Source organism: Nocardia brasiliensis IFM 10847 (assembly GCF_000710915.1).
GTDB lineage: Bacteria > Actinomycetota > Actinomycetes > Mycobacteriales > Mycobacteriaceae > Nocardia > Nocardia brasiliensis_A.
In genome coordinates, this window is the sequence record NZ_BAUA01000121.1 from 1 (window position 1) to 21,422 (window position 21,422).

The following is a 21,422-nucleotide window of genomic DNA, read 5'->3' on the forward strand; positions in this document are numbered from 1 at the left end:
CTCGAGCCGGAAGTGCCTGCGCCAGCGCGGTTGCCGCCACGCGAGCACCCGGCCGATATCCGGGCGGGGGGTGAGGGCACTGCCGGACGGATACTCGGCGAGCAGGCCGAGGATGGCGTGGCGGTCGCGCGGCGCGTGCGGGTTACGCAGCTCCAGCGCTAGCGCCGCGAGCGGTTTGTCGTTGGCGTCGCGCATGCCGATCATCCATGGCATCCGGTCCAATTCGAGCCAGGCGATGGCCAGGGCCGCCCAGCGCCGGGCGAGCGGAGCCTCCAGCCAGGCCTCGACGGCGGGGGTCGGCGCCCAGAAATCGTCGGTCGAATCGAGCTCCGGCGGCGGGTCCGGCAACCCCTTTTCGATCAGTTTCGCGGCGGCCAGCAGTTCGACCAGCAAACCGGCGCGCGGCTCGTCGATCCCGGTTTGCTTGGCGACACGGCGCAATTCGCGCACGCCGAGTCCGCCCGCGCGCAACGCGGGCGCGGGCGCCTGCCCGAGCGCCTCGATGATCGCGGCGCAGTGCCGCAGCAGCTCGCCCACCTCACCCGCGGCCACCGCGTTCACCTCGGCGGAGGTGTGCTTCTTGGCTTTCGGCTTGGGCGGGGTCAACGCGTGCGGGTGCGTCACGGGTTCGTTGCGCAGCACCTGGCCGACCGTGACCGGCAATTCCACCGTCTCGTCATCGATGCGGTGCACCAGTCTGCGGGCGAGTAGCTGCTGGATCGGCCGGTCCGCTGGAGTGCCCGGTGCGGCGTCCTTCGTGCGCCCCCGCGGGCCGGTGGTGGCCAGCTTGTCCAGCAGCGCTCTGGCGGCGGCGGGGAGCTCGGGCAGCGCCGCGCGCACTTCGGGTTCGGTGAGGGCGTCGGGGATCTCGGTGGTGCTGCCGATCGGCCACGGCAGCGCCTCTACGGCCGCGGTGACCAGATGCAGCTCGTCCTCGACGAGCCAGACCAGCGCCCGATCGGTCAATCGGGTGAGCGCCGCGTCGATCGCCGCGGCGCTCACGCGTTCGTTCAGCTGCACGTGCAACTCGGCGCGACGCAGCGGGGCGCCGTTGCGCTCGGTGCGCGTCACCCCGTGCACGGCAAGGGTTTCCAGGATCGCGAAATCGAGGGTGTCCAGGTCGTCGGTGGCGCGCAGCACCGAGGCACGCTGCTCGGCGCGCGCGGCGAGCACCGCCATCGAGGACGGCAGCGGCACGGCCAGATCGGGCCGGAGTTCGAGCAGCGTCACCAATTGGGCATCACTACGTGCGCCGAGCCACCCGGCAAGGGAGGTCGAGGGCTTGCCCGCCTCCCCGCGACTTCTGCCGGTCGTGGGTGCTCCGGGACTTGCGCTGCGGGCCGGTGGTTCGGTGCTTGGCTTGGTTTCGGGCGTGCCCGACGAGTTACCCATGTGCTCCCGAGATCAGTCGTTTCGTCTCCTGCCGATCCTTACCAGCCTAATAGGCAGCGGCGAAGTTGCTCGGCGAGCGGGACATGCCAGAATGGGGCGGTGGTGAACAAATCGAAGAAACCGTATGTCGACAACGGTTGGCCCAAGGTCGCCGACGGTGACCACGCGGTCACCGAACTCTCGTCGACCCGTTCCGGTGGGCTCTCGCCGTACGGTGAGGACACCGAGTTTCCGGTCCCGGCGGATCAGCTGCCTTACATGCACCCGAACACGGTGATCAACCGCTGATTTCCGGACGGAAAGTCCGAAGATACGAAGAAGGGCCCCACATCCTCGGATGCGGGGCCCTTCTTCATGAGTACCTCAGGAGGGAAGCAGTCCCTTGTTGGCCTCGTAGAAGTTCACGATGTTCGGGTCGAGCTTGGTGCCACTGGCCTTGGCGGCGTTGAAGAAGTCGAAGGCTTCCTTGGGCACCTGAATGCCCTGGCCCTGCACGACCGCGAGGGCGCGGTCGACCGCGTTGAAGACTTCCTGAGTGCTGTCCGGCGCGGCCTGAGCGGCCTGCGGCGCGGGCTCGGGGTTCCAGCGCGGGGTTTCGCTGGTGGTGGGGGCGGAGCGCGGCGTGGGCGCGCTGCTGAGGCCGAGGTTGGCCGAGCAGCTGGGCCAGGCGCCCCAACCCTGCGAGGCGAGCACCTTCTCGGCGACCGCGATCTGCTGTTCGCGGGTGGCCTGGTTGGCGCTGGCCGCGTACTCGCCGCCGCCGTGGGCCTTCCAGGTGCTGGGCGAGAACTGAAGTCCGCCTTGGAAACCGTTGCCGGTGTTGATGCCCCAGTTACCGCCGGCCTCACACTGTGCGAGGCGATCCCAGTCGGAGTCGGGTGCCGCGCTGGCGTTGCCTGCGAGGGCCACACCTGCGGTGCCCATGATCGCGCCGGTCACGGCGACCTTGGCTACCGTGCGACCGGTCGAGCTTGGCTTGCGATGGCGTCCACTCATATCGGGTTCGTCTTCCTCTCGGCGCACCTGCGAGGTCATCGATCGGGCTGGACTGAGAGGTCGTCATGCCCGCCCTCGCCCCTACGTTTCCGTCGGGGGTCCGGTACCCGCGGGGCGAGGTTCGGTGCGGCGGGCCGGTGGTAGCCGGTTGTCCCGGCTGGGTAAGACCGTACGTCGATCCCGGAGAAAAATCACCATTTGGTAACCGGCGTGTACGAGCGGGTCTCGGTGCGGTATCAGAGCGGGCGAAAGACCTTCTCCGCAGCTAGAAGCGGTGCCGTTCGGTCAGTGTCGGGCCGTCACCGGTCCGTGACCTTCCCGTTATGTGACGAGGATCACAACTGGGATTCGGTAACGAAAGGCTCGGGTAACCGGTTCGTACCTCGGCGGTCGGACGCGGTCGGTCAGCGCGAACGCCGGCCGGCGCGCAGCGCGTAGACCACCGCGACCAGCAGGCCGAGCGGCACGAGCATCGCGCCGAAGTAGAGCCACAGCCCCGGCGTCGCGTCGGACAGCACCGGGATCAGGAAGATCGCGAAGATCGCCAGCAATCCCAGCGCGAACAGGCCCAGCGCGACCTGTAGCAACCAGTCACCCGGCTTGCGCGGCGGGGGCGGAGCGGAAGGGTTCGTCACCGCACGACCGTAAAACTGATGTGCTTGCGTTATTCGCACCGGGGTAGACTCGTAGGCACTCGCGTCCCGCATCCCTGCAGGGCGCGTTCTTTTCGCAAAGAGAAAAGAACCTGCTCGTGGCGCTGTGCCACAGCGGGTTCCGTGGACCAGTGTGCTCGGGCCGTCGGGGTCCGAGTTTTCGATGATGAACGGGTGAGCGCAGTGCCGACCGGCAGGGTTAAGTGGTACGACGTCGAAAAGGGCTTCGGCTTCCTTTCCCAGGACGAGGGGGAGGACGTCTACGTCCGGTCGTCCGCGCTGCCCGATGGCGTCGAAGGACTGAAGCCCGGGCAGCGCGTCGAGTTCGGCATGGCCGCGGGTCGTCGTGGCCCCCAGGCGCTGAGCCTGAAGCTGCTGGAGGCGCCGCCCTCGGTCCGGCAGGGCCAGGAACGTGAGCGCGCCCGCAAGGAGCCCGTCGCGCGCCGCCACACGCCGGACGAACTGCACGGCATGGTCGAGGACATGATCACCCTGCTCGAGGCGACGGTGCAGCCGGACCTGCGCAAGGGCCGCTACCCCGATCGCAAGACCGCGCAACGCATCTCAGAGGTCGTCCGCGCCGTGGCGCGCGAACTCGATCACTGAAATATTGGCCGCGTGGCCGCGGCGTTGTTCGCGGCCCCTTTTGTCTCGCGTCTCAGCTGTCGAGACTTGCGCCTGCGGCGCGTGCTCTTCGACAGCTGAGACGCGAGACGGCCGCGAACGGTCGCTCGTAAGACTCGCTCCGTGCTGGTTCCGTTCGGCGGCGTGTGGGCGGTCGCTTGTCAAGACTCGCTCCGCCGGGGTTCTTTCGGCGGTGAGTGGGGTCGCGCGAAGCTCGCTCCGTGGTGGTGCTGTCGGCGACGAATGTTGCGGCGCTGGCGCCTGAGTCGGCCGTTTACGGGGCCGTGCTGATGGACCAGGCGGCGTGCGGGAGGTAAAACTCCTTGCCGGTGTCCTTGTCCTTGGCCAGGATCGGCAGTTGCAGTTCGAGGCCGACGAGGCGCAGGTCCGGTTCGGGGCGGGACTCGATGGTGACGGCCATGGCGCCCTGCGGGTAGTTGGTGTGGCTGATCACGCGATCGACCCGTTCCCCGTTGGGCAGCGCGTAGACGACCTGGGCCAGCCACGGCGCTTCGGCGATCTTCTTCGGCAGCGAGAGCTGCAGCGGGTAGTTCGGCGGCACCAGGAGCTGCACGGTCTCGCCGTAACGGCAATCCTGCATTTGCACCGAGCAATACACGTACGGCTCGACGGTGACGGTCTTGCCGTGCGCGTACGCGGTGATCACCGGATCCTTCTCGTCCGCGTTGCGCACCAGCACGACGAGCACGCCGACGAAGGCGACGGTGACGACGAGCAGTCCGGCGACGAGCAGAGCCACGACGGTGCGCGCGTTGAGCCGCTTCACGCCGCTGCCTCGCCGCGGCGCGGGCCTGCCGTCGGCACAGCCGCTGGCTCGAAGTTTCGCTCGCTCACTGGCTGGGATCTCCTATCCCTCGTTGGATATGTGTCGTCTCGCCCCCGGTGGTCCCCGGCTTGCGGTACGCGTTCGAAGTCTGTGGCATCGGCCTGGTCGCGGGAACTTCCTGTTCCGCGTGTTGCGGACGATTTCCGCCGAGACCGGGCAGCAGTGAATGGCCACGGTAGCTGACGAAGGTCTGCACCAACCCGACCACGAGCACCGCGGTGATCACCGCGAAGCCCTTCCAATAGTCCGTCGGCAGCAGCACGCCGGCCGCGCCGCCGACCACCCAGCTGAGCTGCAGCACGGTTTCGGATCGGCCGAAGCCGGACGCGATCGACTCCGGCGGCAGGTCGTCCTGGATCAGCGCGTCCAGCGATACCTTCGCCAGCGCGCTCGTGCCCGCCGCGACCAGGGTGGCCAACCCCGCGCCGAGCAGATTGTTGGTGAACGTCGCGAACAGCGCGACCAGGGCGCAAGCCGCCGTGCAGCCGAGCACGATCAGCGACGGCCTGCCCAGCTTGATCCGGGCGCCGGTCGCGTTGCCCGCGAAGTTGCCGATCGCGGCGGCGGCGCCGACCACGCCCAGCATCGCGGCCTGCTGCACCGGCCGGTGCTCGGTGGCCTTGGCGACGAAGGCGATGTAGAAGGTGAGGAACCCGGTCAGCACGCGGATGGCGCTGTTGCCCCACAGGCCGGTCACCACCGAACGGCCCAGCGGCTGCCTGCGTTTGCGCGGCGGCACCGCGGATTCCTTGTCCGGCGAAAGCACTTCGGTGTGCGCGTCGGGGCCGTGGTAGCTCAGTGTGGCGGGCACCTCGCCCTCGGTGACCTCCACCCAGGACGGGATGCGCAGGCTCAGATAGGTTCCGGCACAGGCGATCAGCGTGGCGAAGATCAACGCGCCGTTGGACCCGGCGGCCATCGCGGCGATGCCCGCGATCGCACCCGCACCGATCGTGCCGCCGACCAAGCCGAACACGGTGAGCCGAGAGTTGGTGCGCACCAAGTCGATATCGGGCGGTAGCACGCGCGGCGTCACCGCGCTCTTGAGCACCGAGAACGACTTACTGCCGACCATCATGCACAGGGCCAGCGGATACAGTGCCCAGCTGTCGAATTCGAGCACCAGCACCACCGCGACGACGGCGCGCAACGCGAACGAGGTGGCCAGCGCCACCCGCCGACCGTGCTGCAGCCGGTCGAGCATCGGCCCGATCAGCGGCGCGATCACCGCGAACGGCGCGATCGTGATCAGCAGGTACAGCGCGACTTTCGTCTTGCTCTCGGCGGTCGCGCTGGCGAAGAACAGGGTGTTGGCGAGGGCGACCGCGACCGCCGCGTCGAGGGCGAAGTTGGCCATCGTCGCGTAGGTGAGCGCGGTCAGGCCGGACTTGTCGGCGCCGTCGGCCTTCGCCGCGCGCTGGAAGGTGGCGATGCCCTTCTCGGTGAGTTCGCGGCCGCGCATCGCGGCGACCCGGGTGACCGTCAGCTTGCGCGGCACCCGCTGCGGACCGGGCTGGGTGGATTCGGCGCCGGCCTCGTCGGCCGCCGGTTGTTCGGAAAGCGGCTTGGTCGGCGGGGGCGGCGCGGCGAGCTCCGGCTCGGGGCCGTGCGGCGGTTGCGGACGATTCGGGAAGACGCGGCGCGGTGTCCGCCCGGGCGGATCCTGCCGCCCCGGTAGCCCTGCCCCCGCTGCCGGATGCCGCCGGGTCTCGGCCTGCGACCCGCCGAACCGATCGGGATCCAACGGCGGCAACGGGCCACGGCGCGTCGGCGAGTTCGGCGGCGGATACCGGTCGAAACCGGGATGCCGTTCGATCGGCGGATACTCCCCACCGTCCCACCGATCACGGTCGGGACCGGAAGGTTCGCGGGGAGTAGTCACGTCTTCAATTCTGTCGTACTTCGCTACCGGGCGTTCACTCGCGCTCGAAGGTGTCGGCGGAAGGTGACGTTTGTCGCGTCGCGGACGACGGTGCATACCCGCAGGCTGCCCGATCCGGCGAAGCACAACCGAAATCGTGGTGAACTCGTCGCACCGCCGGACTCAGGCGGGCACGAAGCGGACCTCGAACATGCTCGGCCATTTCTTGCCCGCGAGCAGGAAGCGGTCGGTGCCGGGCAGCTGTGCGATACCGTTCAGCGCGTCGCTGCCGGTGAGCACCCGGGCGGCCGGCGGGTACAGCGCGCTCGCATCGATGCGCGCGAGCACCTGACCGGAGTCCGGATCGATCCGCAGGATGGTGTCGGTCGGCCAATCGTTGGCGTAGACCGAACCGTCCTCGGCGCAATCGAGCTCGTTGAGCCGGGCGCTCTGGTGGCTGGTCAGCCGGATCGAGCCGGTCGGCGCGAAGGTGACCGGATCACGGAAGGTCAGCGTGTCGGAGCCGTCGCTCATCACCAGCCGGCCGTTCCTGGTGCACAGCCCCCAGCCCTCGCCCTCGTACGGCACCCGGGTGCGTTCGGCCAAGGTGACCGGATCGCGCGCGAAAGCCGTGTGCTCCTGCCAGGTCAGCTGCCACAGTGTGTCCCCGGCGACGGTGAGGCCCTCGCCGAAGAAGGGCGCGGGCAGGTCGGTCCTGGCCAGTTGCTCGCCGGTGCGCACATCCGTCGCGCGCACACTCGACGCGCCCGAGAGTCCGGTGCCTTCGTAGAGCACGTTGCCGTCGATCTCGAGGCCCTGGGTGAAGGCGGTCGGGTCATGCGGTCTGACGGCGACGACCTCGATCTTCAGCTCGGGTGCGGCTTCCTGCGCGGCGCCACAGCCACTGAAGATGACCAGACCGACCAGCAGACCGACAGCCAACGAACGCCGATTGCGTTTCATACGGCAAAATGTAGGCGGTGAGCGCAGTTTCTGTTTCTGAGTCCGGCGTCCGGCCGATTCTGGCCGACGCCGTCGATCTGGCCCGCCGTGCGCTCCTGGAGTTGGAACCAGCCGGCGTCGGGGCGCATCTCGGCGTGGCTGCCGAGGACGAGAGCGCGGCGACCCATCGCTTCGAAGCCACCCTGCCCGGCTATCGCGGCTGGCAGTGGGCGGTCGTGGTGGCCGCACCGCCGGAGGCCGAGTACGCGACGGTGAGCGAGTCGGCGCTGCTGCCCGGTCCGGACGCGCTGGTCGCGCCCGACTTCGTGCCGTGGGACCAGCGAATCCGGCCCGGCGACCTGGCCCCGGGCGACCTGCTGGCCCCGCCGCCGAACGATCCGCGGCTCGTGCCCGGCTACGTCGCCAACGGTGACCCGGTCGTCGACGAGGTCGCCCTCGAGATCGGCCTCGGCCGCACCCAGGTGATGAGCCTGGAGGGGCGCGCGGACGCCGCCGAACGCTGGCACGCCGAATACGGCCCCGACACCGAGATGGCCAAGGCCGCCCCCTCCACCTGCGGACTGTGCGGTTTCTACCTCCCGCTCGCCGGTTCCCTGCGCGCCGCCTTCGGCGTCTGCGGAAACGCGATGGGCGCCGACGGACGGGTCGTGCACGCCGCCTACGGTTGCGGCGCCCACTCCGACACCGTCGCCCCCACCGGCGGCGGCTCCCCCCTCTACGAGGCCTACGACGATGCCGCAGTCGAACTGATCCCGACCGCGGACCTGCGCCAAGCCCCTGCGGACGAAACACCGGCTGCGCAATCCGCGGAAGACGCTGCCGGAACGGCAGACTCGGCCGCAACGACCGTAGACGCCGGTGCACACGAACCGGACGCAGTTGCCGCTGCGACCGTCGAGGTCGCCGCCGTGCCGCCGCTCGCGGCTGCCGAATCCGCGGCTACGGCAACAGCTCCGAACGATGCGTCGTCCGTCGACCCTGCAGCCGATGAGAGCGGCACAGCCCCGGCCGCCGGTATGCACGAACCGGCTGACGCGACTGCCGTGACGGCGGGAGCCGCCATCGGCACCAACGAATCGGCTGACCCTGCTGCCGCGACGACCGTCGAGGTCGCTGCGGTGCCGTCGCGCGCGGCCGCTGAATCCGCGGCTACGGCAACGGCTCCGAACGAGGCGTCGAGCGTCGATGCCGCGACTGGCGAACGCGGCCCGGCTCCGGCCGACGGGGCCGCAGCAGCGGCTGTCGCCGAGGGCGCTCCGGCTGAGGAAGCGGCGATCTCTGACGCCGCGCCGGGTACTCCGGACACCGAGCCCGGTGGGGCGCCCGTCCCGAACGGCGAACCGACCGTCGAGGTGCCCGTGGCCGCGCCGCGTGGTGACGCGGAATCCGCTGGTACGGACGTTGTTTCGGCCGGCGGATCCGAATCGCCCGCACCCGCGCAGCAGGCCGAGGCGGCACCGGCTGCCGACGAGCCGACCACGTCGGATGTCGAGGCCGTCGCGCCGTCTGAAACCGTGGCCGCACAGCCCACGGCTGATGTTGTGGCAGCAGTCGCCGACGACGGCACGGCCGCGGCGGTGGCGTCCGAGTCGGCGCGTGTGTACGCCGAATCCGCTGGTGCGGAGATCATTTCGGCCGGGGCGGCGGACTCGGCTCGCGCTGCGGAGCGCACTGAAGCCGCGTCCGATGCGTCACCGGAGGCCACGAACCCGCTCACGCCTGTGGGCGAAACGCAACCTGCGGTCGCTGCTGCCGCCCAGGGGGCTGAAGCCGCAGCTGCCGAGGCGACGGTCGCCGCGGAGCCGGAAGCGCCGGTCAGCGAGGTACCGCCTGCGATCGGTGTTCCCGCCGCGGAGCCGACTGCGCCGGAGGCAGGGAATGCGCCGGAGGCGGTGGCCGGTGCCGCGGACGCGCCGGCCGCGAACGCTGCCGGTATCGCGGAATCGGTGTCGGCTGTCGAGAGTGGTGCCGCCGCTTCGGGCTTCGAGCAGCTTGGTGACGAAGGTCGTTCTGCCGGTGCTGGTTTCGAGGCGCAGGTATCGGATGCTGAGCGCCGGGGTGACGCGGCTGAGGGTGGGGCGGACGAGTCATCGCGACAGGAGTGAGCGGGGCGGTCGATCCGTTCGGTACTGCCGCGTTACGGGCGGGGGTGCTTGCCGCCTGGCGTGATTCGCCGACGCGGCTGCGCGAAGATGCGGCGACCGAGGCGGACCTGGTTCGCGCCGGCTACCGCGACCGGCTGCTGACCGAGTTGGCGCAGAACGCCGCGGACGCCGCGGCCAAGGCAGGCGTGTCCGGTCGGTTGCGGGTATGGGTCGACGGCTCGGCGCTGCATGTCGCGAATACCGGTGCACCGCTGGACGTTTCGGGTGTGCACGCGCTCACGGCACTGCGTGCGTCCGGGAAGTCCGATGCCGCGGATGTCGGACGTTTCGGTGTGGGTTTCACCGCGGTGCTCGCGGTGAGCGACGAGATCGAACTGCGCTCCACCACGGGCTCGCTCCTGTTCTCCCGCGCGCGCACCCGGGACGCGCTGCGGTCCGATGAACTCGCCGGTACCGCAGATCAACTGGCGCAGGGCGAACCCGACGCGGCGGCGTCGGCCCCGCCCGCCTTGCGGCTGACCTGGCCGAGCGAGGCGCAACCGGCCGACGGTTTCGACTCCGAGGTGGTGCTCGCGCTGCGCCCGGACGTGGACGCCGCCGCACTGCTCACAGGGATGCATGCCGAAGCGGCCGATCTACTGCTGGAACTGCCTGCGCTGCAGAGCATTACCGTCGAAGACGCGGAATTCACCAGTCGCACGGCTGATCTCGACGACGGACTCCAAGAGGTCCGCGTCGACGGCCCGGCCGACGAACACCGGATCTGGTGGTCCTACCGCACGCCGCGCGCCCGCTGGCTGCTGCCGATCCGCAACGGCAGGCCGGTCGCCGTCGCCCCCGATGTGCTGCGCGCCCCGACCCGCTCCGACGAGGAGCTGTCGTTGCCCGCGCTGCTCATCGCGGACATCCCGATGCAGCCGGATCGCCGCCGCCTGCTGCCCGGCGCACGCCTCGCCGAATTGGCCGTCGGCTATGCCGATTTCGCTCGCGCACTGCCACCACGCGACCGACTGGTGCTCGTCCCCAGTCCCGCCTTCGCCCGCAGCGAAGCCGACGCCCTCCTGCGCGAAGCGGTGATCCGCGAACTCCGAACCAACCCCTGGCTCCCCGTCCTCCCCACGAACACCGAGGGCCCCGCCGTCCCATTCGACTCCTTCCCGCCGGACGCCTCGAGCCTCGCCGCCGAGGAACACCCGGACACCGGAACTAACACCGATTCAGCGTTTTTCGACCTGCTCAGTACCACCACCGCCGATATCGCGGTACCTACGCGGGCGAGTGCGTTCACCGGGCTCACGGGGGAATTGGCGGGGTTGCTCAGTGATGTGATCGGGCCCTTGGTGATTCCCGAGCTGTCGGGGCGAGAGCACGCGGAGGCGCTGGGTGTGCTCGATGTGCATCGGGTCGGCTTGGCTCGATTGGCGGAATTGTCCAGCGGTCTGGAGCGGGCGCCGCAGTGGTGGCACGCGCTGTATGCGGCGCTGGAGCTGTTCGTGGCGGACCCGCTGGCCGCCGAGGAACTGGGCGCGCTCGCCGTGCCGCTGGCCGACGGACGCTTGGTCACCGGACCGCGCACGACGGTGCTCGACGATCAGCTCGAGGTCGCGATCCCGGTGCACTGGGCCAGGTTGGTGCATCCGGAGGCCGCACACCCGCTGCTGGCCCGGCTGGGTGCGCGGTCGGCCACCGTCGAGGATCTGCTGCGCGAGCCCGCCCTGCGCGCCGAACTCGAGGATCACCCGGACGACCCGGATACGGTCGACGCCGTGCTGCGCCTGGCCGCGCACGCCGACGCCGCGGCACTGCCGACCTGGCTCGGCCTGCTCGAATTGCCCGACGCCGACGGTGTGCTGCACCCCGCGGACGAATTGCTGCTGCCCGACGCACCGCTGCACGAACTGCTGGTGGCGGATTCGCCGTTCCATACGATCGACCCCGCCATGGTGGAACACTATGGTGCGCAGGCGCTTCGGGCCGTGCGGGTGGGCTGGGGCTTCAGCTTGGTCGTCGAGTCCGATCCGACCGGGCCCGATCACAACCTGGACGACGAGGACAGCTGGTGGTCGACGCTGGCGCAGGAGCCGCGGGAGCTGGCCGCGGTCCGTGACCTCGACTTGATCGACGACGACGCCTGGCCGGAAGCGTTGTGGCAGCTGGCGTCCGCGCCGCGCACCCGGCGACTGCTCACCGACCACGACGGTTACACCGCCTGGTGGTTGCGTACCCATGCCCGGATCTCGGGCACCCCGCTCGGGCTGCTCCGGCACCCCGAGGACACCGAATTCGACGGCCTGCTGCCGACTTTCGCCGTCCCCGGCCTCGCGGACGACGCGGCCGCGATCCGTTCTCTGCTGGCCGATCCGGCGGTGATCACCCTCGAATTGGCCGCGGCCTTGCTCGACGCGCTCGCCGACCCGGCGAATACGCCTACGCCCGAGGTCATTTCGCGGACCCACGCCCGATTGGCCGCCGCGGTGGCGGCGGATCGGCTCGAGCTCACCGACCTCGAGCTGCCCGACCGGGTGCGCGCCTTGTCCGGCGCTGTCATCGATCCGGCCGACGCGCTGGTGCTCGATCAGCCGTGGTTCGGCCTCGCGCTGCCGCCGGACCGCTTGGTGGTAGGTGCCGCCGAGACCGCGCCCGCGCTGGCTGCGCTGCTCGATCTGCCGTTGGTCTCGGGGTCGGTCACCGCCGAGGTGGTGAGTGCCGGCCTGCGCACCACATGGTCCGCGGAGCCGCTCGGAGTCGTCCTGCGTCAACTTCTTTCGTTGCCGCCGCAGGACGGTGAGTTGGTGCTGCACGACGAGCTGACCGTGCGGCTGCACGGCGCGATCGAGCGCACGACAACGGTCCCGTGGTGGCGCGAGGGCACTACGGTGCACGCGAACGCGCCGCGATAGTGCACGCACGATCCGAGCTCCCGCACCCGGCTCCACGCGATGTGCGGGAACTCAGATGCGCGAGAACTGTTGTGCCGCACGAGGTTCAGGACGCGTACTCCGCGATCATCTGGCTGAGCAGATCCAGCTGGGCGCGGACGGCCTCGCTGTCGTTGTCCACCAGCCAGCGCAGCACCACCCCGTCGATCACGTTGAGGGTGAACCGGCTCAGTGACGGCAGTGGCACCGACCAGGTGTTGGCGGTCGCGTCGCGCGCGTGCTCGAGGATGTCGGCGACGGTGGAGTCGTTGAAGTTGTACTGCTCGCGCGCGATCGCGAGTTTGGCGGGAGTTTGCTCGCCTTCGCGCAGTGCGTAAGTTGTTGTTTCGTAAGTGAGTAGCTGACGTTCCGGGGTTGCCTCAATGTTGAGCCACATGAGTTCCAGTCCCGCGCGGATCAATTTTTGAAGCGCTTCTTTTCCACTTCCGACGTCTTGCCACACTGTTTCATTGGCGTCGACGGAATCTCGTAATTCCATCGACAACGCCTTGACCAGCTCGGTCATCAGCGCGTCCTTGTTTTCGAAACAGTAATGGACCACACCAAGCGAGACGCCCGCCGCCTGGGCGACATCGCGCGTGGTCACGCCCGCAACGCCCTTTTTTTCGGCAAGACCGATCGCGGCCTCGATAAGGTGGGCCCGTCTTTCTTCGACGCTCAATCGGGAGGACACCTCAGGGAGTTAAGCGCTCTAGGCGCGTGCAGTCAATTCGCTGGTCGAAAAATCTGGACTGGACGAGTGACCAGTTGTGTGGTTCGCTGCCATCAGGATCGAAGGAGACGTGTATGCCGCTGTCGCGCAGAACCGTTCTGGCCCGAACCGTAGTCGGTTCGGCGACGCTGGCCGCCGCGGCCACGGTGCCTGTCCTGGCCGAGCGCTCGGGCGCGCGGGCCGCCGCGGCGCCGGATTCCGGCGGCTACGAGATCGGTGTCGGCCTCTCCGACATCACCGGTCCGGCGGCCGAATGCGGAATGATGGGCTATTCCCAGTTCGAGCAGCAGACCGCCGGCATCCACCTGCGTCCGCGAGCCAGAGCGTTCATCATCGGCGCGGGCGGCCGGCGAATCGTGTTCGTGGTGGCCGAGAACGGCATGATTTTCCAGTCCGTGCACCGCGGCGTCCTGGCCGAACTCGCGCGCCGCTTCGGCGATCAATACACCGAACAGAACGTGTTGCTCACCTCGACGCATTCGCACGCGACCTGTGGCGGCTCCAGCAACGATTACGCATACAACCTGTCCATCATGGGTTTTCAGCAGCAGGTGTACGACGCGGAGGTGAACGGCATCGTCGAGGCCGTAGCGGCCGCGCACGCCGATCTCGGTCCCGGCGCGCTGGCGTTGGGGCACGGCGAACTGCACGACGCGAGCGTCAATCGGTCGCGGGTGGCCTGGGAACTCAATCCGATTGCCGACAAACAACATTTTCCCGAGGCCATCGACCCGGCGGTCACGGTGCTGTCCCTCGTCAAGGGCGGTCGACAGGTCGGCGCGATCACCTGGTTCGCCACCCACAACACCTCGATGACCAACCAGAATCGGCTGATCAGCGCGGACAACAAGGGTTACGCGGCGTTCTCCTACGAGCACCTCGAGCACGGCGTCCGCTACCTCGACGGCGACCCCGGCTTCGTCGCGGCATTCGCGCAGACCAACGCGGGCGATATGTCGCCGAACCTGAACCTGCGCCCCGGCTCCGGGCCCACCGAGGACGAGTTCGAGAACACCCGGATCATCGGCGAGCGGCAGTACCGGGCGTCGAAAGACGCGCTGGCCCAAGCCCGCCCGACCAGCGGACCGGTCGACGCACTGCTCTGCTACATCGACCTCGCCGATATCGCCGTCGACGGCCGTTTCACCCCGGACGGGCAGCCCAGGCACACCGCGCCGGCCGCGGCGGGCGTCTCGCTCATCGCGGGCAGCATCGAGGACGGTCCGGGGCTGCCGGGTGTGCCCATCCCGGAAGGCGTGCGCAATCCGTTCCTGCAGGCGCTGGGCGACCCGAACGCGCCCGCGCCCGCCTGGCTCGCGGATGCCCAGGCGCCCAAGGCGATCGCCGCGCCGCTCGGCCTGCTGCCACCGGTGGCCTGGGTGCCGAACGTGCTACCGATCCAGCTGGTCCGGATCGGCGAACTCTATTTGGCCGCCGCCGGTGGGGAATTCACCATCACCGCCGGGCTGCGGGTGCGCCGGGCGGTCGCGGACGCGCTGGGCGTGCCACTCGAACAGGTCCTCATGCAGGGCTACGCGAACGCCTACCACGAATACGTCACCACCCCTGAGGAATACGACGCGCAGCAGTACGAGGGCGCCTCGACGCTGTTCGGCCGTTACACCCTCGGTGCGTATCAGCAGGAGTTCACCAGGCTGGCAACGGCGTTCGCGGCCAGGCAGCAGGTGCCGCGCGGGCCCGCCCCGCGTGACGTGTCCCACCTGCAACCCAACTTCCAGCCGGGCGCCGGACCGGACACCACCCCGCCGGGCCGGACCTTCGGCGACGTATTGACCCAGCCCGCACCGGTTTACGCCGCGGGCGCTCAGGTCGTCGCCGAATTCGTCTCCGCCCACCCGAAACACAACCCGCGCCGCAACGGCACCTTCCTGGAGGTGCAGCGGCAGAATTCCGCGGGCGAGTGGATCCGGGTGGCCAACGAGGGCGAGTGGGCGGTGAAATTCCACTGGAGCAAGCGCGGCGCCGCGGATTCCGTCGCGCGGTTCACCTGGGATATCCCGGCCGATGCCACGCCGGGCCGCTACCGGCTGCAGCACTACGCCGACAGCCTGAGCGCCGACGGCGCGCTGCACCCGTTCACGGGCACCAGCAACGACTTCGAGGTGCGCTGACGCTCAGAGCCCGGTCTGCGCGCCCTTGTCGCCGCGCCGCGCACCGCGCCGCTGGATCAGGAAGATCCCGAGCGCGAGCCCGCCGACCACCAGCCCCATCAGACAGACCGGCAGCACCGACGCCCACCGATCGCCACCGGCCCACACCACCACGGTGGCGATCAGCCAGAGCGCGCAGCCGACCGCGAGCACGGGCCGCGGATCGGTCAGCCGCGGCGGGATCTGCGGCACGTTCTGAGTCACGCCACCCAGCATAACGGCGGCGTGCCGGGCGGCCCGCGCACCGCCGATGTGGCTGCGGCTGTGCGCGTACCGGCGAGAACGCCGGTCCGTCGGCCACCGGTCCCGTATCGTTCACCTCTGTGACAACGCCATCCGATGTTCGAACCCTCGCCGGTGAACTCTCGCTGGCGGTGGTCCGGCTGACGCGTCATCTGCGTGGTCGACGTGCCGACGCGCAGATTTCGCTGACCCAGCTGTCCGCCCTCGCGACCCTTTCTCGGGACGGTGCGATGACTCCGGGTGCGCTTGCCGCGAAGGAGCGCGTCCAGCCGCCGTCGATGACCAGGGTCATCGCCTCGCTCACCGATCTCGGTCTGGTCGAGCGTAAACCGCACCCCACCGACGGCCGCCAGATCATCGTCTCGCTGTCCGAGGCGGGCCGTGCGTTGATCGCCGACGAGACCAACGCCAGGGAAGTCTGGATGACCGAGCAGCTTTCCGGCCTGACCGAGGATCAGATCGTGGTGCTGACCCGTGCGGTCGGCATCATGAAGCAGATCGTCGACGAATCCGAATAACTCAGCGCGCGCCGAACGGCTGGTCGCTGTCGACGATGTCGCGGCCGAGTGGGAACAGCGACAGCGGAATCAGCTTGAGGTTGGCCCAGCCGAACGGGATTCCGATGATCGAGATGAACAGCGGGATGCTGGTCAGCAGGTGGCCGAGCGCGAGCCACCAGCCCGCGACGATGAACCAGATGACATTGCCGACCAGCGAGCCCGCGCCCGAACCCGGCTTCTCCACGGTGGTGCGGCCGAACGGCCACAGCGCGTACGCGGCGATCCGGAACGACGCGATGCCCCACGGGATCGTGATGATCAGGATGCAGCAGATGACGCCGGCCAGGATGTAGCCCAATGCCATCCAGAAACCGACGAACACCAACCAGAGGATGTTGAGGACGAGCTGAATCGGCTTCACACCCACCAGCATGCCAGCACTCGGCCCGGAGCACACGTGGCCGTGTGCTCCGGCCGGGTTCAGAAGAACCAGCCGAGCACCGCGTCGCGGTCGGTGCCGAAGGCTTCCTGCAGGGCGGCCAGGTCGGCAGGGTCCTTGGCCTGGAGCCGGTTGGCGGCGGCGAAGACTCGGGCCGGATAGGCGCCGAGGTACATGCTCGCTAGCACGTCGATGCCGAGTTCGATCTCCGGGGTGCGGGTGGTGGGCGCGCATTCGGCGACGCCGTTGCGCACGCGCAGGGCGAACGTGCCGCCCGCATCGCGGAACGGATCCTGTACCGCCAGTACGAGTTCCAGGTCTCGCTGGTACGTGCGCGCGGTCAAGGCCGCGGGAATGTCCATGAGCCGCAACCACAGTCCGTCCTCGCGGGCCGTGGTGCGCACCAGCCGGGGATCGGTCAGCAGGTAGGGGAGCGGATCATTGTCGCCCAGTACGGCTTTCACCCGCTGCGCCAGATCCAGTCCGAGCAGCGCCCGCCACAGCGCGGCGTGGGCTTCTACGGTGACCGCGCGCAGCTCCAGCACGTCGACGGTGCGCTCGGACTCGGTGAAGTGATTCCGGTACAGCGCATAGCCATCCGGGTGGGTGAACGCGAAAAGCTCTGAGCCACCGTTGCGGACCGGTTCCGGATCGGCGAACAGCATGGCCCACGAGGCCGCAGGCCGCACCTGCACGCCGGGGGTGAGCCTGCGCCACCGGTCGTAGACGGCCTCGACGTGCTCGGTGACCTCGGCGGCTTCGGCGAGCAGCACCCCGCCCGGATCCGGTGTGGTGGGACGGAATTCGGCGAAGCGCCGATCGATGGAGACCGCGTTCTCCCGCACCGCCGGTCCGTAGCCGAACCGCCCGTAGATGCTGCCCTCGCTGGCCGTGAACAGCGTCAGCGCCAGCCCCGCCGCCTCGGTGCGCCGATGCTGCTCGGTGTACATCGCCCGCAGGATCCCGCGCCGCCGATGCGTCGGCGCCACACCGACCGCGGCGATCCCGCAGCCGTCCACTGCCCGCTCGCCCGGCACGGTCACCGTCATCCGCCGGGACTTCACATGCCCGACCACCACGCCGTCGTCGACCGCGACGATCGCGTCGGCCGGCGGGAACAGCTGCCGGCTGTATTCGCGCAAGCCCGCGGGTCCGTAGGCGCCGAACGAGGTCGCCACCAGCGTCCTGATCGAACTCAGATCGTCCTCGGTGGCAGACCGGATAGTGATGCCGTCAGTCAACGTCATCGTTGCACCCTCCCACGCCCCCAGCGCGCCACGCACTCGATTTTCGCCCGGGTCGCGCGCAGCGCACGGCAACCGCGTTCGTGCCGCGCCGCGAGCGACGGGCGCACCCGCTTCCGGCGCACCGGGTAGCGGGGATCGGACACCGGTCGCGCCACGCGGCAGCCCTGGCGGGCAGGATGTAGCCGTGGCCGAAGTGATCGATATCGATGACCCCACCGACCCGCGGGTGGATGACTTCCGCGACCTCAACTCCGCCGACCGCCGGCCCGATCTGCCCGGGCGGCGTGGACTGGTGATCGCCGAAGGGGTGGTGGTGGTCCAGCGGATGCTGGCTTCGCGGTTCACCCCGACTGCGTTGTTCGGGGTGGACAAGCGCCGGGTGGAGCTCGCCGGCGATCTGGCCGATGTCGCGGTGCCCTACTACCGGACCTCGGCCGAGGTGATGGCGGAGGTGGTCGGGTTCCACCTCAACCGCGGCGTGCTGGCGGTCGCGCACCGGCCGGCGCCGCTGAGCCTCGACGAGGTCACGGCACACGCGCGCACGGTGGCGGTGCTGGAGGGCGTCAACGACCACGAGAACCTCGGCGCGATGTTCCGCAACGCCGCCGGGCTCGGCGCGGAGGCGATCCTGTTCGGCGATCGATGCGCCGACCCGCTGTACCGGCGCGCGGTGCGGGTCTCCATGGGGCACGTGCTTCGGGTGCCGTTCGCTTCGGTGCCGAATTGGCCGGATGGTCTGGATATACTGCGGCGCAAAGGGTTCCAGATCATCGCACTCACACCCGACGCGAAGGCGATGACGCTGGCCGCCGCGATGACAGGGGAGCGTGTGGCACTGTTGCTCGGCGCCGAGGGACCGGGGCTGACCGAGGAAGCGATGCGGGCCACCGATGTGCGCGCGCGAATTCCCATGTCGCCGGGCACCGATTCGCTCAATGTCGCTACCGCCGCGGCCATGGCCTTCTACGAGCGGGTACGCACGTGACCTATCCGCCTACCCAGAGCCCGGCGCCGTGGGGCGCCGGGCTGACCGTCACGATCATGGTCGCGCTGCTGAGCGCTATCGCGGTGTATTCGTTCGGGCGGGCGCTCGCCGAGGTGCATCCCCTGCTCGCGGTCGCGGTGAACGTGGTCGCGGCCGGCGGGGCCGCGCCGACCGCTTGGCGGTTGCGCGAGGCGCCGGTGACCAGATGGGTGGTGCTCGGCGGTGTCGCCGGGGTAGGGCTCGGCTGGTTGGTGCTGCTGCTCGGTGGCCTCGCGAGCTGATCAGGACACGCGGTCGGAGCCGCGCAGCCAGCCGAACAGGCCGCGCCGGGGGCGCACGCTCTCCGGTTCTTCCTCGGGCGGTACCAGGGTGGCCGGGTCGGGCGCCTGTCCTTTCGGGTAGAGCGTGAATCCGCACACCGCCACGTCGCCGGGCACCAGCGCGCCCGCCGGGGCCGGTGCGCGGTAGTGGAAGCCGAGCCACTCGTTGTTCGCGGCGTCGGCGAAGTCGGGCGGATCGAAGGGCAGGGTCTGCGGGTCGGGGAGTTCACCGGCCTGCCAGCGCACCGGGTGCTCACCCGCCCAGTACGGGCGTTCCCACACCAGTGGAAGTCCCTCGTCCTCCAGGATGTTGACCCGGCTGGAGCTGAACGCCCGGCGGAATTCGCCACGCTCCCAATGCGCGAACGCGCCCCACCCATGCGCGGTGTCGAACGACACCAGGTAGGTGTGCTCCGAGGCCAGCGGCCGCACCAGCAGTTCCGGCAGCTCGGTCGGGTGGATGCGGGCGGCCTGCGCCGAGCACACCACGGTCACCCCGGGGTAGCAGCCGATGTAGACCTCGTCGAGGTCCGGCCCGGCGCATCCGGCCAGCGTGCCGACCATGATCGGCAGGACGTCGCGATCGCTGTGCAACTGTTTGGCAAGTGCCAGTGCGGCATCGGGATCCGGGTCGTGATTGGCGCGCAGTACCGTCAACGGGTCGGATGCGTCGACGTACCAGAGCGACGAAGCTTTCGATAGCATTTCCGGCACCTCCCGATGGTTGCACGAATCAGCTCCGCGAACTTCGAGCAACGCACTGGGGTGTCGAACAATTCACCGCGTCGGTGTCTCGTCCGATGCCTGGCACGCCGTCGATCCCACCCTGAAAATCTACCTGCCGTGCGCGGTTCCGGGCCGTCCTTCGGTCCCGGAACACGCCCGCGCGCCGCGAAATATGTTGCTACGCGGGGCTCAGCAAATCGGCTCCAGCCGCAGCAAACCGATTCCGGCCAACGCGCGACCTACGCACTGAGCGCGAGTGCGGCGGACCACCCGCCGCGCGCATCCCGTCGCCCCGCGCGCGTTTCAGCCGAACGAAACGCGCGCGGAGTGCGAAACATTGCGCGGCAGTCTCCGAACGGAAGTGCCAGGCGCTCCCGAGCGGCGGTGCGGAGGTGAACGTCCGCGCATCGAACACGCGATCGGGGACGGGTGAGCGCTAGTGACCTGAGCTGCGCACGCCGAGCAGCACGTCCTCCCAGGACGGCATGGGCGCCTTGCCGCGCTTGGTGCGGGCCGTCTTGGCCGGAGCCTTGGCGGGCTTGGCCGGTGCTTCCTCGGCGGCCGGTGCCTTCGCCGCCGGAGCCTTCGGCGCGGCGGGTGCGGGCGGAGCGGTATCCGCTGTACTTTCCGCGGTGGACGCGGCGGGGCTCGGCGCAGGCGTGCTCGGAGCGGGGCTCGCGGCGGCGGGCGTAGTGGTGCTCGCCGCGGCAGGAGCCGTGTTCGCACCCGCCGTGATGGCGGGCGTGCTGCTGCCGCCGGCCGCGACCGCACGCTGCTCGAAGTATTCGTCGAGCGTCGGCTGGCCCTGCTGGCGGGCGGCAGGGCGGGCGGGCGGCGCCGCCGGGGCCGGGCGCGGTTCGGCGACCGGCTCGGGCTGCGGTTCGGGGGTCTCGGCCTCGGCGGGCAGGATCGTCGCGAGACCGCGTAGCGCGCGGCCGAAGTCGGGATCGATCAGGTCCGAGGCCGGGTCGTCGAGCGGGGAGACCGAGCCGCCGTGCGCGTCCGGCTGGTAGCGCCAGTGCGCGGCGATTTCGGAACGCCCGTTCTGCCACTGCAATTGGGCGACCCAGAAGCCCTTCTCGTCCTTCCAGGCGTCCCATTCGGCGCCTTCGATGTTGTGCCCGCGCTCGGTGAAGGCCGCGGTGACGACGTCGATGAGGGTTTCCACGGCGGGCCCGTCGGGGCGGACGGGGTGCGCCTTCTGGGCGAGTTCGGCGGCACGGGCGCGTTCCAGCAGCACCGGGTAGGCGAACCGCTCGACACGGCTGGCGGGCATGCCGGACTCGGCGGTGACCTGTTCGACGGAGGCGCCGGCGCGGATTCGAGCCTGGATATCGCGAGGACGCATAGTTGCTTCCATTTCGATCTCTATCTGGCCGAATCGGGCAAGGTCTCCGCGTGCTGCGGCTCGTAGCTTGTCGTCGGCGGGCAGCCGGTACTTCGCGCCGGACTCGGTGTCGATACACACGATGTGCGTGGAGTCGGGCGTCACCCCGATCACTCGAAGTTCACGCACCGTTACCTCCTTACCGCGTCGACTCGCGACACCGCCCACTTTCCGAAACAGTAGTGCACTTCTGGGATCCGTGGGGCAGGACACGCGGGGCGGAAATCTCCGCGGAGACCTCCGCACCCCGCTAATCTGCTCTGTTCGAGTTGAAGCTTCGCGCTCCACGGCGTGTCATGTGTGGCGTGTCAC

Annotated in this window: 18 protein-coding genes and 2 pseudogenes; 8 read left to right on the plus strand and 12 right to left on the minus strand. The window is 69.6% G+C overall.

Annotated features, from left to right (window positions below; translation table 11 throughout):
- Positions 1 to 1,230: pseudogene (locus NBRGI_RS26205) on the minus strand (helicase-associated domain-containing protein); the annotation flags it as partial.
- 261 nt (positions 1,231 to 1,491) lie between these two features.
- On the opposite strand from NBRGI_RS26205, the gene NBRGI_RS26210 reads away from it, so the two are divergent.
- The gene (locus NBRGI_RS26210) at positions 1,492 to 1,680 is read left to right on the plus strand and encodes a hypothetical protein (protein ID WP_014981540.1); all 189 of its coding nucleotides are present in this window, start codon (positions 1,492 to 1,494) and stop codon (positions 1,678 to 1,680) included.
- A gap of 75 nt (positions 1,681 to 1,755) precedes the next feature.
- Here the strand turns inward: NBRGI_RS26210 and NBRGI_RS26215 are convergent, their stop codons facing one another.
- Positions 1,756 to 2,388 carry a resuscitation-promoting factor Rpf1 domain-containing protein gene (locus tag NBRGI_RS26215; RefSeq protein ID WP_029899875.1) on the minus strand — a complete coding sequence of 211 codons (633 nt, stop codon included), beginning with the start codon at positions 2,386 to 2,388 and terminating at the stop codon, positions 1,756 to 1,758.
- Between the two features lie 404 nt (positions 2,389 to 2,792).
- Positions 2,793 to 3,023, minus strand: coding sequence for a hypothetical protein (locus NBRGI_RS26220; protein WP_029899876.1), 231 nt, complete (start codon positions 3,021 to 3,023; stop codon positions 2,793 to 2,795).
- Positions 3,024 to 3,224: 201 nt separating this feature from the next.
- On the opposite strand from NBRGI_RS26220, the gene NBRGI_RS26225 reads away from it, so the two are divergent.
- Positions 3,225 to 3,647, plus strand: a complete 423-nt coding sequence (locus tag NBRGI_RS26225; RefSeq protein ID WP_014981543.1) for a cold-shock protein — start codon at positions 3,225 to 3,227, stop codon at positions 3,645 to 3,647.
- A 292-nt stretch (positions 3,648 to 3,939) separates the two neighbouring features.
- Here NBRGI_RS26225 and NBRGI_RS26230 read toward each other — a convergent pair whose 3' ends face one another.
- From NBRGI_RS26230 to NBRGI_RS26240, 3 genes are all read right to left on the minus strand, one after another.
- On the minus strand, positions 3,940 to 4,452 hold the full coding sequence (locus tag NBRGI_RS26230) for a DUF2771 domain-containing protein (protein ID WP_029899877.1): 513 nt from the start codon (positions 4,450 to 4,452) through the stop codon (positions 3,940 to 3,942).
- 64 nt (positions 4,453 to 4,516) lie between these two features.
- A complete protein-coding gene (locus tag NBRGI_RS26235) occupies positions 4,517 to 6,394 on the minus strand; it encodes an MFS transporter (protein ID WP_029899878.1) in 1,878 nt (625 codons plus the stop codon).
- 162 nt (positions 6,395 to 6,556) lie between these two features.
- The gene (locus NBRGI_RS26240) at positions 6,557 to 7,336 is read right to left on the minus strand and encodes a glutaminyl-peptide cyclotransferase (RefSeq protein ID WP_029899879.1); all 780 of its coding nucleotides are present in this window, start codon (positions 7,334 to 7,336) and stop codon (positions 6,557 to 6,559) included.
- Positions 7,337 to 7,353: 17 nt separating this feature from the next.
- On the opposite strand from NBRGI_RS26240, the pseudogene NBRGI_RS45900 reads away from it, so the two are divergent.
- Both NBRGI_RS45900 and NBRGI_RS26250 read left to right on the plus strand, forming a co-directional pair.
- Positions 7,354 to 8,089: pseudogene (locus NBRGI_RS45900) on the plus strand (DUF3027 domain-containing protein); the annotation flags it as partial.
- Between the two features lie 1,396 nt (positions 8,090 to 9,485).
- Positions 9,486 to 12,341, plus strand: a complete 2,856-nt coding sequence (locus NBRGI_RS26250; RefSeq protein WP_063726311.1) for a sacsin N-terminal ATP-binding-like domain-containing protein — start codon at positions 9,486 to 9,488, stop codon at positions 12,339 to 12,341.
- An 85-nt stretch (positions 12,342 to 12,426) separates the two neighbouring features.
- Here NBRGI_RS26250 and NBRGI_RS26255 read toward each other — a convergent pair whose 3' ends face one another.
- Positions 12,427 to 13,041, minus strand: a complete 615-nt coding sequence (locus NBRGI_RS26255) for a TetR/AcrR family transcriptional regulator (RefSeq protein WP_226887073.1) — start codon at positions 13,039 to 13,041, stop codon at positions 12,427 to 12,429.
- Between the two features lie 125 nt (positions 13,042 to 13,166).
- Here NBRGI_RS26255 and NBRGI_RS26260 point away from each other — a divergent pair, with 125 nt between their 5' ends.
- The gene (locus NBRGI_RS26260) at positions 13,167 to 15,224 is read left to right on the plus strand and encodes a neutral/alkaline ceramidase (protein WP_029899883.1); all 2,058 of its coding nucleotides are present in this window, start codon (positions 13,167 to 13,169) and stop codon (positions 15,222 to 15,224) included.
- 3 nt (positions 15,225 to 15,227) lie between these two features.
- Here the strand turns inward: NBRGI_RS26260 and NBRGI_RS26265 are convergent, their stop codons facing one another.
- Positions 15,228 to 15,479 (minus strand): DUF2530 domain-containing protein, encoded by a 252-nt coding sequence (locus tag NBRGI_RS26265; RefSeq protein ID WP_029899884.1) that lies wholly within the window; start codon positions 15,477 to 15,479, stop codon positions 15,228 to 15,230.
- A gap of 107 nt (positions 15,480 to 15,586) precedes the next feature.
- On the opposite strand from NBRGI_RS26265, the gene NBRGI_RS26270 reads away from it, so the two are divergent.
- Positions 15,587 to 16,024 (plus strand): MarR family winged helix-turn-helix transcriptional regulator, encoded by a 438-nt coding sequence (locus tag NBRGI_RS26270; protein WP_029899885.1) that lies wholly within the window; start codon positions 15,587 to 15,589, stop codon positions 16,022 to 16,024.
- Between the two features lies 1 nt (position 16,025).
- Here the strand turns inward: NBRGI_RS26270 and NBRGI_RS26275 are convergent, their stop codons facing one another.
- Both NBRGI_RS26275 and NBRGI_RS26280 read right to left on the minus strand, forming a co-directional pair.
- Complete coding sequence (locus tag NBRGI_RS26275) at positions 16,026 to 16,418, minus strand: YccF domain-containing protein (protein ID WP_235211108.1); 393 nt, start codon at positions 16,416 to 16,418, stop codon at positions 16,026 to 16,028.
- Between the two features lie 68 nt (positions 16,419 to 16,486).
- Complete coding sequence (locus NBRGI_RS26280; protein ID WP_029899887.1) at positions 16,487 to 17,692, minus strand: GNAT family N-acetyltransferase; 1,206 nt, start codon at positions 17,690 to 17,692, stop codon at positions 16,487 to 16,489.
- A 184-nt stretch (positions 17,693 to 17,876) separates the two neighbouring features.
- On the opposite strand from NBRGI_RS26280, the gene NBRGI_RS26285 reads away from it, so the two are divergent.
- Complete coding sequence (locus NBRGI_RS26285) at positions 17,877 to 18,677, plus strand: TrmH family RNA methyltransferase (RefSeq protein ID WP_029899888.1); 801 nt, start codon at positions 17,877 to 17,879, stop codon at positions 18,675 to 18,677.
- Positions 18,674 to 18,958: a DUF2537 domain-containing protein gene (locus NBRGI_RS26290; RefSeq protein WP_029899889.1), complete on the plus strand. Its 285-nt coding sequence runs from the start codon at positions 18,674 to 18,676 to the stop codon at positions 18,956 to 18,958. Before NBRGI_RS26285 ends, NBRGI_RS26290 begins: the two co-directional genes overlap by 4 nt.
- Here NBRGI_RS26290 and NBRGI_RS26295 read toward each other — a convergent pair whose 3' ends face one another.
- Together NBRGI_RS26295 and sepH are read right to left on the minus strand one after the other, a co-directional pair.
- Positions 18,959 to 19,702 carry a DUF6928 family protein gene (locus NBRGI_RS26295; RefSeq protein ID WP_029899890.1) on the minus strand — a complete coding sequence of 248 codons (744 nt, stop codon included), beginning with the start codon at positions 19,700 to 19,702 and terminating at the stop codon, positions 18,959 to 18,961.
- Positions 19,703 to 20,159: 457 nt separating this feature from the next.
- On the minus strand, positions 20,160 to 21,239 hold the full coding sequence (gene sepH, locus NBRGI_RS26300; RefSeq protein ID WP_029899891.1) for a septation protein SepH: 1,080 nt from the start codon (positions 21,237 to 21,239) through the stop codon (positions 20,160 to 20,162).
- Positions 21,240 to 21,422 lie beyond the last annotated feature (183 nt).